The organism is Actinoplanes sp. ATCC 53533, assembly GCF_003947245.1.
In genome coordinates, this window is record NZ_QHHV01000238.1 from 1 (window position 1) to 13066 (window position 13066).

Annotated in this window: 16 protein-coding genes and 1 pseudogene; 8 read left to right on the forward strand and 9 right to left on the reverse strand. The window is 70.9% G+C overall.

All coding sequences use genetic code 11. The features are described from left to right. Together DMB66_RS50760 and DMB66_RS50765 are read left to right on the forward strand one after the other, a co-directional pair. A partial coding sequence (locus DMB66_RS50760) for a ricin-type beta-trefoil lectin domain protein (RefSeq protein WP_125811282.1) occupies positions 1-1110 on the forward strand: 1110 nt, incomplete at its 5' end. Continuing rightward, positions 1107-2804 carry a ThuA domain-containing protein gene (locus DMB66_RS50765; protein WP_233625421.1) on the forward strand — a complete coding sequence of 566 codons (1698 nt, stop codon included), beginning with the start codon at positions 1107-1109 and terminating at the stop codon, positions 2802-2804. The genes DMB66_RS50760 and DMB66_RS50765, both read left to right, overlap by 4 nt. Here the strand turns inward: DMB66_RS50765 and DMB66_RS50770 are convergent. Genes DMB66_RS50770 through DMB66_RS50785 form a run of 4 tightly spaced genes read right to left on the reverse strand, consistent with a single transcriptional unit; the run spans position 2794 to position 6034 of the window. Then, entirely contained in the window at positions 2794-3534 is a 741-nt protein-coding gene (locus tag DMB66_RS50770; RefSeq protein ID WP_125811284.1) for a peptidase E, read from the reverse strand. The genes DMB66_RS50765 and DMB66_RS50770 overlap by 11 nt on opposite strands. Then, positions 3531-4364, reverse strand: a complete 834-nt coding sequence (locus DMB66_RS50775; protein ID WP_370320903.1) for a nucleotidyltransferase domain-containing protein — start codon at positions 4362-4364, stop codon at positions 3531-3533. The genes DMB66_RS50770 and DMB66_RS50775 overlap by 4 nt, the downstream gene beginning before the upstream one ends. 20 nt (positions 4365-4384) lie before the next feature. Further along, complete coding sequence (locus DMB66_RS50780) at positions 4385-5140, reverse strand: class I SAM-dependent methyltransferase (RefSeq protein ID WP_125811286.1); 756 nt, start codon at positions 5138-5140, stop codon at positions 4385-4387. Between the two features lie 45 nt (positions 5141-5185). Next, positions 5186-6034 (reverse strand): G5 domain-containing protein, encoded by an 849-nt coding sequence (locus DMB66_RS50785; protein ID WP_158647630.1) that lies wholly within the window; start codon positions 6032-6034, stop codon positions 5186-5188. A gap of 306 nt (positions 6035-6340) precedes the next feature. Between DMB66_RS50785 and DMB66_RS50790 the strand changes: the two genes are divergently transcribed. Further along, positions 6341-6799, forward strand: coding sequence for a lamin tail domain-containing protein (locus DMB66_RS50790; RefSeq protein ID WP_233625422.1), 459 nt, complete (start codon positions 6341-6343; stop codon positions 6797-6799). A 76-nt stretch (positions 6800-6875) separates the two neighbouring features. Here DMB66_RS50790 and DMB66_RS50795 read toward each other — a convergent pair whose 3' ends face one another. Further along, positions 6876-7451 (reverse strand): NADPH-dependent FMN reductase, encoded by a 576-nt coding sequence (locus tag DMB66_RS50795; protein WP_125811288.1) that lies wholly within the window; start codon positions 7449-7451, stop codon positions 6876-6878. Between the two features lie 90 nt (positions 7452-7541). On the opposite strand from DMB66_RS50795, the gene DMB66_RS50800 reads away from it, so the two are divergent. From DMB66_RS50800 to DMB66_RS50815, 4 genes are read left to right on the forward strand one after another with little or no spacing between them, the layout of a single operon-like run. Continuing rightward, positions 7542-8057, forward strand: coding sequence for a MarR family winged helix-turn-helix transcriptional regulator (locus DMB66_RS50800; protein ID WP_233625423.1), 516 nt, complete (start codon positions 7542-7544; stop codon positions 8055-8057). Further along, entirely contained in the window at positions 8038-8649 is a 612-nt protein-coding gene (locus DMB66_RS50805; protein WP_125811289.1) for a DUF402 domain-containing protein, read from the forward strand. The genes DMB66_RS50800 and DMB66_RS50805 overlap by 20 nt, the downstream gene beginning before the upstream one ends. Before the next feature lie 30 nt (positions 8650-8679). Next, entirely contained in the window at positions 8680-8979 is a 300-nt protein-coding gene (locus tag DMB66_RS50810; RefSeq protein WP_125811290.1) for a helix-turn-helix transcriptional regulator, read from the forward strand. A 19-nt stretch (positions 8980-8998) separates the two neighbouring features. Then, entirely contained in the window at positions 8999-9583 is a 585-nt protein-coding gene (locus DMB66_RS50815; protein ID WP_233625424.1) for a phosphoesterase PA-phosphatase, read from the forward strand. Between the two features lie 4 nt (positions 9584-9587). Here the strand turns inward: DMB66_RS50815 and DMB66_RS50820 are convergent, their stop codons facing one another. From DMB66_RS50820 to DMB66_RS50835, 4 genes are read right to left on the reverse strand one after another with little or no spacing between them, the layout of a single operon-like run. Further along, positions 9588-10937 carry an MFS transporter gene (locus tag DMB66_RS50820; RefSeq protein ID WP_125811291.1) on the reverse strand — a complete coding sequence of 450 codons (1350 nt, stop codon included), beginning with the start codon at positions 10935-10937 and terminating at the stop codon, positions 9588-9590. Between the two features lie 45 nt (positions 10938-10982). Continuing rightward, positions 10983-11423 (reverse strand): hypothetical protein, encoded by a 441-nt coding sequence (locus DMB66_RS50825; protein ID WP_125811292.1) that lies wholly within the window; start codon positions 11421-11423, stop codon positions 10983-10985. Between the two features lie 23 nt (positions 11424-11446). After that, complete coding sequence (locus DMB66_RS50830; protein ID WP_199753122.1) at positions 11447-11782, reverse strand: gamma-glutamylcyclotransferase family protein; 336 nt, start codon at positions 11780-11782, stop codon at positions 11447-11449. A gap of 15 nt (positions 11783-11797) precedes the next feature. After that, positions 11798-12361: an NYN domain-containing protein gene (locus tag DMB66_RS50835; protein WP_125811294.1), complete on the reverse strand. Its 564-nt coding sequence runs from the start codon at positions 12359-12361 to the stop codon at positions 11798-11800. 416 nt (positions 12362-12777) lie between these two features. On the opposite strand from DMB66_RS50835, the pseudogene DMB66_RS50840 reads away from it, so the two are divergent. Continuing rightward, positions 12778-13066 (forward strand): annotated as a pseudogene (locus DMB66_RS50840) (SAM-dependent methyltransferase); the annotation flags it as partial.

A 13066-nucleotide genomic window follows, 5' to 3' on the forward strand; every position in this document is an offset into this window, starting at 1 on the left:
GCGAACGTCACCATCACGGTCGGCAACACCGCACCGACGGTGAAGATCAACAATCCGCCGAACGGCGCCCTGTTCTCGTACGGCGACACCGTCCCGTTCTCCATCACGGTCACCGACCCGGAGGACAGCTCGATCAACTGCGCGGCCGTGAAGATGACCTACGTCCTCGGGCACGACAACCACGGTCACCAGATCACCTCGCAGAACGGCTGCACCGGCACGATCACCATCCCGGTCGACGGCGAGCACGACTCGGCGGCCAACATCTTCGCGGTCTTCGACGCGGAGTACACCGACGCCGGCGGCCTGACCACGCACACCCAGCACACGCTGCAACCGCGGCGCCGGCAGGCCGAGCACTTCAAGACGTCGTCCGGCGTCGACAAGATCACCAAGTCCGCGGCCGAGGGCGGCCAGACCATCGGGAACGTCAACAACGGCGACTGGATCGCGTTCGAGCCGTACCGGCTCAGCGGGGCCACCTCCTTCACCGCCCGGGTCTCCTCCGGCGGCATCGGCGGCACCCTGCAGCTGCGGACCGGCTCGCCGACCGGCACGATCATCGGCTCAGCCACGGCTCCGATCACCGGAAGCTGGGACTGGTTCACCAACGTCACCGGCACGCTCTCCGGCGCCCCGGCCACGACCGGCCCGCTGTACCTGACGTTCGCGGGCGGCCTGGGCTACCTTTTCGACCTGGACGCGTTCACGCTGAACAGTGCCGACGCGCACATCGGACCGATCGTGGGGCTCGCGAACAAGTGCCTCGACGTGGCCGGCGCCGGCACCGATGACGGCACCAAGATCCAGCTACACACCTGCAACAGCACCGCCGCGCAGACCTGGACCGTCACAGCGGGCAGCACGGTCAAGGCGCTCGGCAAGTGCCTCGACGTGGCCGGTGGCGCCACCGCCAACGGCACCAAGGCGCAGCTCTGGACCTGCAACGGCAGCGCCGCACAGAACTGGGCCGCGCACGCTGACGGCAGTCTGCGCAACCCGCAGTCGGGCAGATGCCTCGACGTCAAGGAGAACAACCCGGCCGACGGCCAGCAGATCCACATCTGGGACTGCGTGGGCGCCGCCAACCAGAAATGGGTGCTGCCATGATCGGCAAACTGCTAGCCGCCCTGCTGCTGCTACCCGCCCCGGCCGTCGCGGCCGCGGCGGCCGACGACCCCTACGACGTGCTGGTCTTCTCCCGGACCGCGGGCTTCCGCCACGACGCCATCGCGACCGGCATCCAGACCGTCCGGGACCTGGGCGCCGCCAACGGTTTCTCGGTCACCGCGACCGAGGATCCGGCCGCGTTCACCACCGCCGGGCTGTCCGGCTATGAGGCCGTCATCTTCCTCAACACCACCGGCGACGTCCTGAACGCCACCCAGCAGACCGCGTTCGAGGGCTACATCCGCGGCGGAGGCGGATACGTCGGCGTGCACGCCGCAGCCGACACCGAGTACGACTGGCCGTTCTACGGTCAGCTGGTCGGCGCCTACTTCGCCTCCCACCCGGCGATCCAGCCGGCCGCCGTCGTGGTCGAGGACCGCGCGCACGCCGCGACCGCACACCTGCCGCAGCGCTGGAACCGCACCGACGAGTGGTACAACTACCGCACCAACCCCCGGTCCACCGCGCACGTGCTGGCCACGTTGGACGAGAGCTCGTACTCGGGCGGCGGGATGGGCGCCGATCACCCGCACGTCTGGTGCAAGACCTACGAGGGCGGCCGTTCCTTCTACACCGGCGGCGGCCACACCAACGAGTCGTACGCGGACCCGGCCTTCCGGGCCCACCTGCTCGGCGGCATCCGGTACGCGGCGGAGGCGGCCAACGCCGACTGCCGCCCGGAGACGGGTTACACCGCGCTCTACAACGGTTCCACCACCGGCTGGTCGCAGGCCGGGCCGGGCGCCTTCACCAACACCGACGCGACGCTGACCTCGACCGGCGGCCTCGGTCTGCTCTGGTACAGCCAGAAGCAGTTCACGGACTATTCGCTGAAGCTGGACTGGAAGCTGGCCGGCGACGACAACTCGGGTGTGTTCATCGGCTTCCCGCCGTCGACCGATCCGTGGTCCGCGGTGAACAACGGCTACGAGGTGCAGATCGACGCGACCGACGCCGCCGACCGCACGACCGGCTCGGTCTACTCGTTCCAGTCCGCGAACCTCGCGGCCCGCGACGCCGCGCTCAACCCGCCGGGTGAGTGGAACACCTACGAGCTGCTCGTCGAAGGCGAGCACCTGCAGATTTTCCTGAACGGCACGAAGATCAACGACTTCACCAACACCGACCCGGTCCGCTCGCTCGCCGGGCACATCGGACTGCAGAACCACGGCGACGGGGACGACGCCTCGTTCCGCAACATCCGGATCAAGGAACTCGGTGGCCCCCCGCCGCCGGGTCCGGTCACCGGCCCGATCGTCGGGCTCGCGAACAAGTGCCTGGACGTGGCCGGCGGGAGCAACTGGGACGGCACCAAGGTGCAGCTCTACACCTGCAACGGCTCGAATGCCCAGCAGTGGACCGCGACCGCGAACAGCACGGGCACGGTCAAGGCCCTGGGCAAGTGCCTGGACGTGTCCGCGGGCGGCACCGCCAACGGCAGCAGGGTGCAGCTCTGGACCTGCAACGGCTCGGGCGCGCAGAACTGGACCGCGGGGGCGGACAAGACCCTGCGCAACCCGCAGTCGGGCCGGTGCCTCGACGTCAGCCAGAACAACCCGGCCGACGGCCAGCAGATCCACATCTGGGACTGCCTGGGCGCCGCCAACCAGAAGTGGACTCTGCCTAGTAGCTGAGCACTCGGGTGGGCAGCGGCGTCTCGGTCACCGAGCCGTCCGCTGCCCGCTTGAGCTCGTACCCCAGCGGGCCTTGCTTGTCGGCCACGACCTCCGCCAGCCGGGTGCCGCGGTAGACCAGCCCGGCCCCGTTGTCGGTCGCGTAACCGTCGCCCAGGGTGCCGTCGCCGATGAGCTTGTGCATCATCGGCCGGCGCTGCTCCTCGGCGTCGTAATGCACTCCGTTGCTGTAAGGCAGCCAGCTCAGCCCGTCGGTGAACGCTCGCAGCTCAAGCCCGTAGCTGTCGGTGCTGCCGCCCTGGTGCCAGCAGATCGAGCCGGCCGAGACGCCGCCGAGCACCACTCCGGCCTGCCAGGCCTCGTGCAGGATCTCCTCGAGCCCGTGCACCCGCCAGACCGCGAGCAGGTTGGCCACGCTGCCGCCGTTGACCCAGATCACGTCCTGCGCGAGCAGGTGCGCGCGGATGTCGTCGTGGTTCGGCATCGGGAAGAGCTGCAGGTGCGACGCACGGTAGCCGGTCGGGGCGAAGGCGGCGTAGGTCGCGCCGATCCAGTTCTCGGGATCGCCGATGGCCTGGTGCAGGAAGCAGAACTTCGCGGTGTCACCCGCGTTGGCCAGCTCGGCGGCGAAGTGGTGGATCGGCCCCGGCTGCATGTCGAAGATGCTGTAACGGGGGCCGCGCTGGAATCCCGCACTCGTGGCGAGGATCGTCGGTTCGTCTGCGGTCATCGCGCCATCATGGCGCACGCGTCGGCCGTCTCCAGAACAAGGTCGGCGGCGGCGTCGAGGGCGGCGGTGAGGTGCACCGGATCGCTGTCGACCGCGGTGAAGACGGCCTCCATCCGTTGGCGGAAGCGCGGCGGCGCGCCGGGCAGCGCGGCGGCCGCGGCGATCGCGCCCTTCTCGTTGATCAGCCAGCGGCCCGCCGCGCCGTGCAGGGCATGCGCACAAACCCCGGCCAGGCGGAACAGGCAACCGGCCAGGTAGGTGGCATCACCGCGGGGCACCGCCTTGCGCGCCACGCCGACCAGGAAGTCGGCCTCCCACAACCCGGCGACGAGCGCCTCGCGCAGCGCGGGCGGATAGACCCGCATCCGCGCGCGCAGGGCCGCCAGTTCGCCGGCCGGATCGGCCAGGACCACCCCGAGGGCGACCTCTCCCGCGTACGCGAAGTCGGGCACGCCCAGCGGGTGGCCGGCCTGCGCGTGGAACGCGTACCGGCCCTGCTCCGCGTCCGCCCAGGCCCGGGCGACCCGATCCACGTCCCGGTAGATCCAGTCGACGGCCGCGCCGTCCACGGTGAGCCAGCCGCCGCCGTCCACCCACGGCCCCCATTCGCCGACCGGCGTGACCCGCGCGGCCGGGCCGCCGAACGTCCGGGCGAGCTCACCGAGCGCGGCCACGTCGAGCGGCCGGTGGTAGTAGACGCCCAGGTCGGTGTCGGAATCCGGGGCGTGGGTGCCGCGGGCCCGGCTCCCGCCCAGCAGCACCGCGGCCACTCCCGGCACCTCGGCCAGCCGGGCCGCCAGCTCGCCCAGCCGCGCTTCACTCAACGCCACACCGATCATCCTCGCGCACGTCAGGTCGGTTTGCGCGCCTCGATCAGGACACGCTCGGCGAACGAGATGAACACGCCCTCGGCCCGGATCCGGTCGTGCACGGCACGGAGCCGGGGCAGGTACGCCTCGACCTCGAAGCCGGGCACCGTCCAGACGACCTTGCGCAGGAAGTACGTCACCGCGGCGACGTCGAAGAACTCCACGCGCAGGCGCTCGGCGCGGACATCCAGCACGGTCAGGCCCGCCGCCCCCGCCGCCTCGGCCAACTGCTCCGGGTGCCGTGGATCCGGCGACGGCAGCGGGCCCAGCATGGCCTCGGACAGCTCGCGGTTGGTGCCCGCGCCGATCTGCTGGGACAGGAAGGTGCCGCCGGGCCGGAGCACCCGGGCGATCTCGTCCCACAAGGTGCGCACCGGATGACGGCTCACCACCAGGTCGAACGCCGCATCGCGGAACGGCAGCGCCGGCGCGTCGGCGGTCTCCACCACCGAGGCGCCGAGCAGCCGCAGGTGCCGCGCGGCCACCGGCAGGTTCGGGCGCCAGGAGTCGGTCGCGACCAGCAGCGCGGGCGGTTTCGGCACGGTGGCGAGCACCTCCCCGCCACCGGTCTGCACATCCAGCGCCGCGGTGGCGTCGGCCATCCGCTCGGCGACCAGCCGGGCATAGCCCCACGACGGCCGCTGCTCGGTGGCCCGGCCGTCGAACCAGGAGAAATCCCAGCCCGCCACGGGTACGGCGACCGCCTCGGTGATCAGGTCCTCGAACGATGCGCCCATGGGCGCAGTGTCGTGGTCCCGGTGCGAGACCGCCAGCCGTTTACCCTATTTCTTGTCCTCGCAGGGCAAGGTCAGCTCGAGTTCGTCGATGTCGGACGGATCGAGCAGGCTCAGATCGCCGTCGATGATGCTCTCCTGGCGGGCGTCAGACTTTCCGTCCGGCCTCTTGTCGTTGGGCGTGCACACCGCGCCGCGCCCCATCCGCACGCACGAGCCGAGCAGCCGGCACTCCCGATCGCCGCGGCCGCCGCTGTGCTGTCCGCCGTGCTGCCCGCCGTGCCGGCCGCCGCGCCCCCGGTTGCCGAAGGCGACGACCCGGTCCTGCGGCTCGCGGGTGATCGTCGAGTCGAGCAGCTTGCGGCTCGTCTCGCGGCCACCGGTGTAGGTGACCTCGTACCGCAACATCCGCTCTCCGGGCACGCCGGGTGTCTCGATCTCCCGGGTGCCGGGCGGCAGCGAGGGATCCCGGACCAGCCTGGTGTGGAACGGGATGGCCTCGGTCTCGGAGACCTGCTCGGTCCGGACCTCGGGCGCGGCTGGAGCGTCCACGGCGGGCGGTGCGGCCCGGACGGCACCAGTGACCGGCGCGGCGGCGACGGCGCTGTCCTTGCGGCCCTCCGAGGTCGTGCGGCGTGGCGCCCGGGTGGCCGTACGGTCGGCTTCGCCCGGCGCCGAGCGGGTCTCGGCGGCCTGCTGCTCGGCCTGCGCGTGGCCCACGGCCCCGTTGCCGAGGCCGGTTTGGTCGGCCGGCGGCGCTTCCCCGGCGGGCAGGTCAACCACGGGTGCCTCCCGCCCGACGGCGGTGACGACGCGCGTGTCGTTGCTGGTCAGGGCGGCGATTCCGCCCGCGGTGCCGGCCACGAGGGCGAGCACCCCGAGCCCGGCAGTGGTCATCCGTACCCCGAATGGCAGCCGCGACCAGAAGGACTTTCGCGGCATTTCGAGTAGATGCTGCCAGGAATCACTAGATGTCTGGTTTAGCACCAAAGCATTGTGCTGCCGCGGCGCCGCCGGACCAGCATCACAGCCGCACCCGAAAGGATGACGCCGAACCGCCCGACGGCTATCCGACAGCGCCGACGGGTGATCGACTACGCCGACAGGTGATCAGTTTCGGACCGACGCGCCGCACTCGACGTGCCCAGCGCCGCCCCGCGACGGGCAGACAATGCTGCGACCCACCCAACACCTGGAGGTACGGTGCGCAGAACGGTCAGCATCATCGCGACGGCAGCAATGGCCCTCGTCGGCACGCTCGCGGTCAGCGGCCCGGCGTCGGCGGCCACGCCCAGCCTGCGGTTCCACGGCGCCCAGTACGACTCACCAGGCAAGGACACCCGCAGCAACAAGAGCCTCAACGCCGAGTGGATCTCGCTGGTCAACAGCGGGCGCAAGGCGGTCAACCTGAAGGGCTACACGATCCGCGACGCGTCCAACCACGTCTACACGTTCGGCAGCACCACGATCGCGGCCAAGGGTGGCCGGATCTGGCTGCACACCGGCAAGGCCACCAAGTCGGGCCGCAACATCTACTGGGGCAGCGGCAACTACGTCTGGAACAACACCGGCGACACCGCGACGCTGCGCAACGCCGCGGGCAAGAAGCTCGACACCTGCTCCTGGAAGTCCAAGAAGAACCGCACCTGGGTCGGCTGCTGACCCGGCCGAACGCGAAGCGGGCCGCCGGGGTGCTCTGCTCACCCCGGCGGCCCGCCGTCTTCACCTCGGCGGCTGGTCAGGCAGCGACGGCCGCCGGCTCGCGCATCGGCGCGAGGGCGGTACTCCAGGCCACGACCTGGTCCAGCACGGTGGCCAGCGCGCCGGTCTGGTGCGCACCGGGCGCGAACTGGCTGTAGTTGACGAAGTCGGTGGCCAGCGAGAGCGTGACCGCCGCCCGGACGTCCGCCATCATCAGCTCGCCGGCGATGAGGCGCAGCGACTCCACGGCGCGCGCGCCGCCGACCGAGCCGTACCCGACGAAGCCGACGGCCTTGTTGTTCCACTCGGCGAAGAGGAAGTCGATCGCGTTCTTGAGCACGCCGGAGGTGGCGTGGTTGTACTCCGGGGTGACGATCACGAAGCCGTCGAAGGACGCGATCTTGGCCGCCCACTCCAGGGTGTGCGCCTGGCTGTACTGGGCCATCGAGGGCGGAACCGGCTCGTCGAGGTGCGGCAGCTGGTAGTCGAGCAGGTCGACCAGCTCGAACTCCGCATCGGTGCGCTGCGACGCCAGGTCCAGGACCCAGTTGGCGACGGCCTCGCCGTTACGGCCGGGGCGGGTGCTACCGAGAATGATTCCGATCTTGGTCATGACCAGGGGCTCCGTTGCTCGATGACTTTATTTGCTTCGTCAAGCAAATAGGTCCGGGAGGCCTGGTGTCAAGGCCGTAGGATCTTTGTCATGCCTGTCACGCCCTCCGGGCCGCCCGTCCCGGTGGTCCCGCTGAGCCCCGAGCAGGAAGCGGTCATGCGGGCGCTGGGCCGGCTGATGCTGGTCATGCCCCGCGTCCTCGACGCGGACCTCCAGCAGGAGCAGCGCATGTCCCTGAGTGAATATTCGGTCCTGCGGCACCTCTCGGAGTCCGCCCACGGCGCGATGCGGATGAACGAGCTCGCCGCCGCCTGCGACATGTCGATGAGCGGGATGACCCGGCTGGCCGCCAAGCTGGAGGCGCAGGGCCACCTGAAGAGGATTCGCTGCGAGCGGGACGCCCGCGGGCTGAACGCGGTGCTCACCGACAGCGGCCGCGACAGGCTCCGCCAGGCCTGGCCGACCCACCTGGCGAGTGTGCGCCGGCACATCGTGGATCACCTGGAAGGCTTGGATCTGGGCCGGCTCGCGACGGCCCTGGAGGCGATGGCGGGCGGTGGCTGCCCCCCGTGCCAGAGTTCTCCGCATGACATTTCACCCCGGTGAGCTGATCGTCCGGCGCTTTCTGCACCGCGACCTGCGCATCGCCGCCGCCCAGGCCGCCCGGGTCGTCTCCGACGACGACCGTGGGCTGCTGATCTGGAGCGACATCGGCGCCGAAGCCATGCGGCGGACGGACCTGGCCGGTGCGCCCACCCGGCACCTGCCGGTCGCCGACGAGCTGGCACTGCCGACGATGCTGTCTCCCGTGCGCCGCGAGGACTTCCGCTCGTTGCTGCTCCTGCCGCCCGGAGCACCGCACTCCGTCTCGTGGAGCTGGCTGGCCGACGGCACCTTCGCCGGCTGGTACGCCAACCTCGAGACGCCGGCGCGACGCTGGTCCGGCGGCGTCGACTCGCACGACCAGACGCTGGACGTGCTGGTCACGGCCGACCGCTCGTGGTTCTTCAAGGATGCGGAAGACCTCGTGACGCTGGACCCGGCGCAGGCCGCGGCCGTTCGCGCCGAGGGAGAGCGACTGGGCAAGCTGGCCGAGACCGCGACCTTCCCGTTCGACGGCACCTGGCTGGACTTCACGCCACCGCCGGGCTGGACCCCGGCCACCCTGCCGTCCTGGTGGGACGCCGCCACGCCGTAAAGCATTCCGTTATGGGTATACGATCGGCCGATGGCACGAGCGGCGACGACGACGGACGCCTTCAACGCGGTGGCCGAGCCCCGGCGACGGCAGATCCTCGACCTGCTGGCGGCCGGCGAGCGACCGGTCAACGACCTCGTCGTGCTGCTCGGCCTGGCCCAGCCCCAGGTCTCCAAGCACCTGCGCGTGCTCCGCGAGGTCGGCCTGGTGCAGGTCCGCGACGTCGGCCGGCGACGGATGTACAGGCTCGACCCCGAGCCGCTCAAGGCCATCCACGACTGGCTGCGCCCGTACGACTTCGCTGCGGAGGCGCTGGCACCGGCCGCCTGACCGGCTGCGATCATGGGATGTGCCCATCACCGACCGCGCCGCCCGGATCGCCTCCGAGGTCCTCGCCCCCGCCGTCCTGGTCGCGGGCCTGCTGCTGGTGGTCGGCTGGCACGCCGGCGACCAGCCCGGGGTGTCCCGCTGGTGGGGCCTGCCGGGAGTGCTGTTCACGGTCGGCATCCCGCTGGCGCACGTGCTGCGCGGCGTCCGGCAGGGACGGCTGAGCAGCCACCACATCCCGGAACGCGAACACCGCCGGATCCCGCTGTTGTTCGGCATCGCCTCGGTGGCGGTCGGCCTGCTGGCCCTGGCGCTGCTCGGCGCCCCGCGCGAGGTGCTGGCCCTGCTGGCCGCGGGCGGCGTGGGCCTGGTGGTGTTCACGGTGGTGACGCACTGGTGGAAGATGTCGATCCACGCGGGCGTGGCGGCGGGCACGGCGGCCACCCTGACCGCGATCTACGGCCCGCTCGCCCTGCTCTGCGTGCCACTGGTGCTGCTGGCCGGCTGGTCCCGGGTCCGCCTCTCCGCGCACACCAGCGCCCAGGTGATCGCCGGCGCCCTGGTCGGCGCCGTGATCGCCGGCACGGTCTTCCCGGCCCTGCGCTGAGCGCTCAGCGGCTCGCCGCCACGCGGAGGCCGATCAGCACGGTCACGACACCGAGCGCGGTGGTGAAGACGAACGGGCCGACGAACGGCACCAGCGAGAAGAGCAGCCCGGAAACCGCCAGGGCCGCGCTGCCGCCGACCGCTTCCGTGATGCTCTTCGCCGCCGTGTTGAAGCCCTCCTCGCCCGGCGCCGAGAGGGCCAGCACGAGCGCGCTGATCCGTGGATACAGCGTGCCCATGCCCCCGCCGGCCACGAACCAGCCGGCCGCCGCCACCCCGGGGTGCAAGTGCAGGACCACCGTCGCCAACTCCAGGGCCGCCCCGCCCGTCAGCAGCGCGGCGCCGGCGCGGATCGCCGTACCCGGATCGAGCCGGTCGCCCAGCCGGCCCTGCACCACGGAGGCCAGCGCCCACGCGATCGCGCCCGCGGTCAGCGTGATGCCGGAGAGCCAGGCCGGCAGGCCGTAGCGGTCGTGCAACAACAACGGCAGGTATACGTCCGTGCCGAAGAAGACCCCGCCGGCGGCCCCACAGAGCACGACCGTCGCCGGCAGGCCGGCGCGGATCCGGTACGTGCCCGGCGGCACCAGGTCGCGCAGCGCGAAACCGATCACCACGACGGGGACCGGCGCCAGCAGCCACGCGGCGGCCGGTTCGAGCTCACCCAGCGAGCTGAGCGCCACCACGCCGACCGCGACCACCGCGGCCTCGGCGACCCGGCGCGCGTCCGCGGCCGACGCCGGCACCCGGTCGGCCGGGGCCCGATCCCGACCGCGTACGGCGGGCAGTATCAGCGCCCCCGCCACAGCGACCAGCACGACCACCCCGAGGAAGACCCAGTGCCAGCTCAGGGTGTCCGCGACGAACCCGGCGACGAACGGCCCGACCATCGACGGCAGCACCCAGGCGGACGAGAACGCACCGAAGATCCTGATGTGCAGCGCGGCGGGATAGACCATCGCGACCAGGACGTACAGGGCGACGGTCAGGCCACCCGCGCCGAGGCCCTGCAGGAAGCGCCCGGCCACGAAGACGGGCATCGCCGTGGCCGTACCGGCGACGGCGAGACCCGCCGTGAACACGGCGATCGCGGTGAACAGCGGCACCGCCGGGCCCCGCCGGTCGGCCCAGGACCCGATCGCGACCATGCCGACGACACCGGCGGCGAGCGTCGAGGAGAAGGCGAGCGCGTACAGACCGCGCCCGTCCAGGTCGGCGGTGACGACCGGCATGATCGTCGTGACCGCCAGGGACTCGAACGCGGCCAGAAAGACCAGGCTCCACGCGCCGACGGTGGCCAGGACATACGGCCGCCGCAGCAGGCCGGCCCGCCGGGTCTCGCTGGCTACGCTCACCGCCAGAACTTAGAACCTCACCTCGGGTTGAGGTCAAACCCCGGATCAGCGCGGGCGGCGCCCCTCGTGCACCTTGACGAGCCGGCCGGGCAGCGTCCCGGCGAAGGTGAGCAGCCCTATCCGCAGGGCCAGCGCCCGATGCGGGTGGGGGTGGCCGTCGCGGGCCAGGGCGGCGAGCCACCGCTGCTCGAGCTGTCGCCGCCCGACCATCAGGCCCACCGAGAGCGCGATCCCGGCCGCGGCGAAGGCGAGCTTCCGCTTGTCGACGTCCCACGCCGCATACTGCTCGGCGGTCGGCTCCGGCTCATCCGGCTCACCGGACTCACCGCGGGCACTGACGGACGCGACGGCGAACAAACTGAGCACCGAACCGGCGCGAACCAGCCGGCGTTCGCGGACCGGCAACTCGCCGACCGCCACCCAGGCACCGCTGAGCAGGCCCTCGGTGACGGCCGCGAGAACGGCGCGCGGGTATGTGGAATCCATGATCCGACGGTAGAGGTGCGGGTCTACTCCACGGCCACGTAGGCCCAAGCCGGCCGCCCGGATCCGAGCGTGACCGGCACCCGCACGTAATCGTCCACTTCGTACTCGTCGGCGGCAGCGAGCTCGGCCGGGCTCAGCTCCAGGCAGGCGCCGTCGACCGAATCGCCGTCGCCGCCCCGGCGCAGAATGGGATGCCGGTCGGACCCGCTGGTGGCGACGACCCTCGGATCGGTGATGACCACGACATCGAGCCGGAAGCCGGGCAGCACGTCGTCGGCGGTGGGCACGGCCCGCCCGAAGAGCGACTGCTGCACCGCGGGCTGCCGCAGCGTGCCGTACGAGAAAAGCAACTCAGCCACTCGGATCTGCCCGCCCTACAGGAAGGACTCGGGGTCGAAACTGTCGACCGGAATGATGCGCACCCGCGGGAGGACGCTGGTGAAGCAGTCGGCGTCGAACTCCAGGTCGAAGAGCATCAGACCACTCTCGACCAGGTTGGCGAAGCCGGCGTTGAAGAACTCGGGAAAGCCCACCACGCCGACCCGGCGATCGTCGCCTGCCAGCAGCGGGCTGATGTGCGGCAGGAAGTCGCCGTCGTGACTGGCCAGGAGCACGTCTCCGGACCGCCGGCCGATCGCGTCGAGCGTGCGCTGGATCCCGATGTCGACGACCTTCTGGCCCGGGGCACCCGACAGCGGAACGGGCCGGTAACCCATGGACTGCAGGGCCCGGATGAACGGGGTCGGCAACACTCCGGATGACGCGTTGAGGAAGAAGAGGGCCGTGACGGGCTGCGCCCACTGGTCCTCCGCGAACTGCCGCAGGCGCTCCCAGCGCGGCCGCTCCTCGGGATTGGGCCGATGCTCCAGGATCTGCTGACCCAAGGTCGAGTCGATGTTCTCCCCATCGATGATGAGGTACGTGACGGCGTCGCCCATGGTGATACCTCAACCCCTCCCGAGGTAGTGCCACGCGGGTCGGCGGTTGGGGCGGCGGGTGCCCGTTGGTGCTGCGCCAAGTCAATAACTATCTCGTCCCAATGGTACCGCGCGTGTTCTTCGGAGTGTCGCCGCGACCCCGCTGTCATGCTGACTTGAGCCCCCAACCGAAAGCAGATGTCACACGCCCACTAGACATGAGACTATCCCTCCGTCAGACTGTACGTATGTTCGAACAAGCTGGTGCTACCGCCGCGTCGTCCAGGTCTCCATCCGGGAGCACCTACACTCGGAGGCCCCGGAATCAAAGGCAGCTCAGCCTGTTCAGCAACCTGGAGTCTCCCCTGTCGCCCACGCAGCAGCCCGATCCGCTCGACAACCACGGAGAGGTCTTCACTCGCCGATGGGTAGTCGAGTTGATCCTCGACCTGGTCGGCTACAACGCCACTGACTCACTGGCCGACCGCGTCGCCATCGAGCCGGCCTGCGGGCATGGTGCGTTCCTCCTTCCCATGGCCGAACGACTGATCGCAAGTTGCCGGCTACACGGACGACCGCTGTCCGACGCCACCGGAGCCATTCGGGCCTACGACCTGCTGGCAGCCAACGTCGATGCCACCCGGAGCGCCATCTCCGTTCTCCTCATCCGCAACGATGTCGAACCGAGGACAGCACGCAAGCTGGCCGAGGCCTGGATTGTCCAGG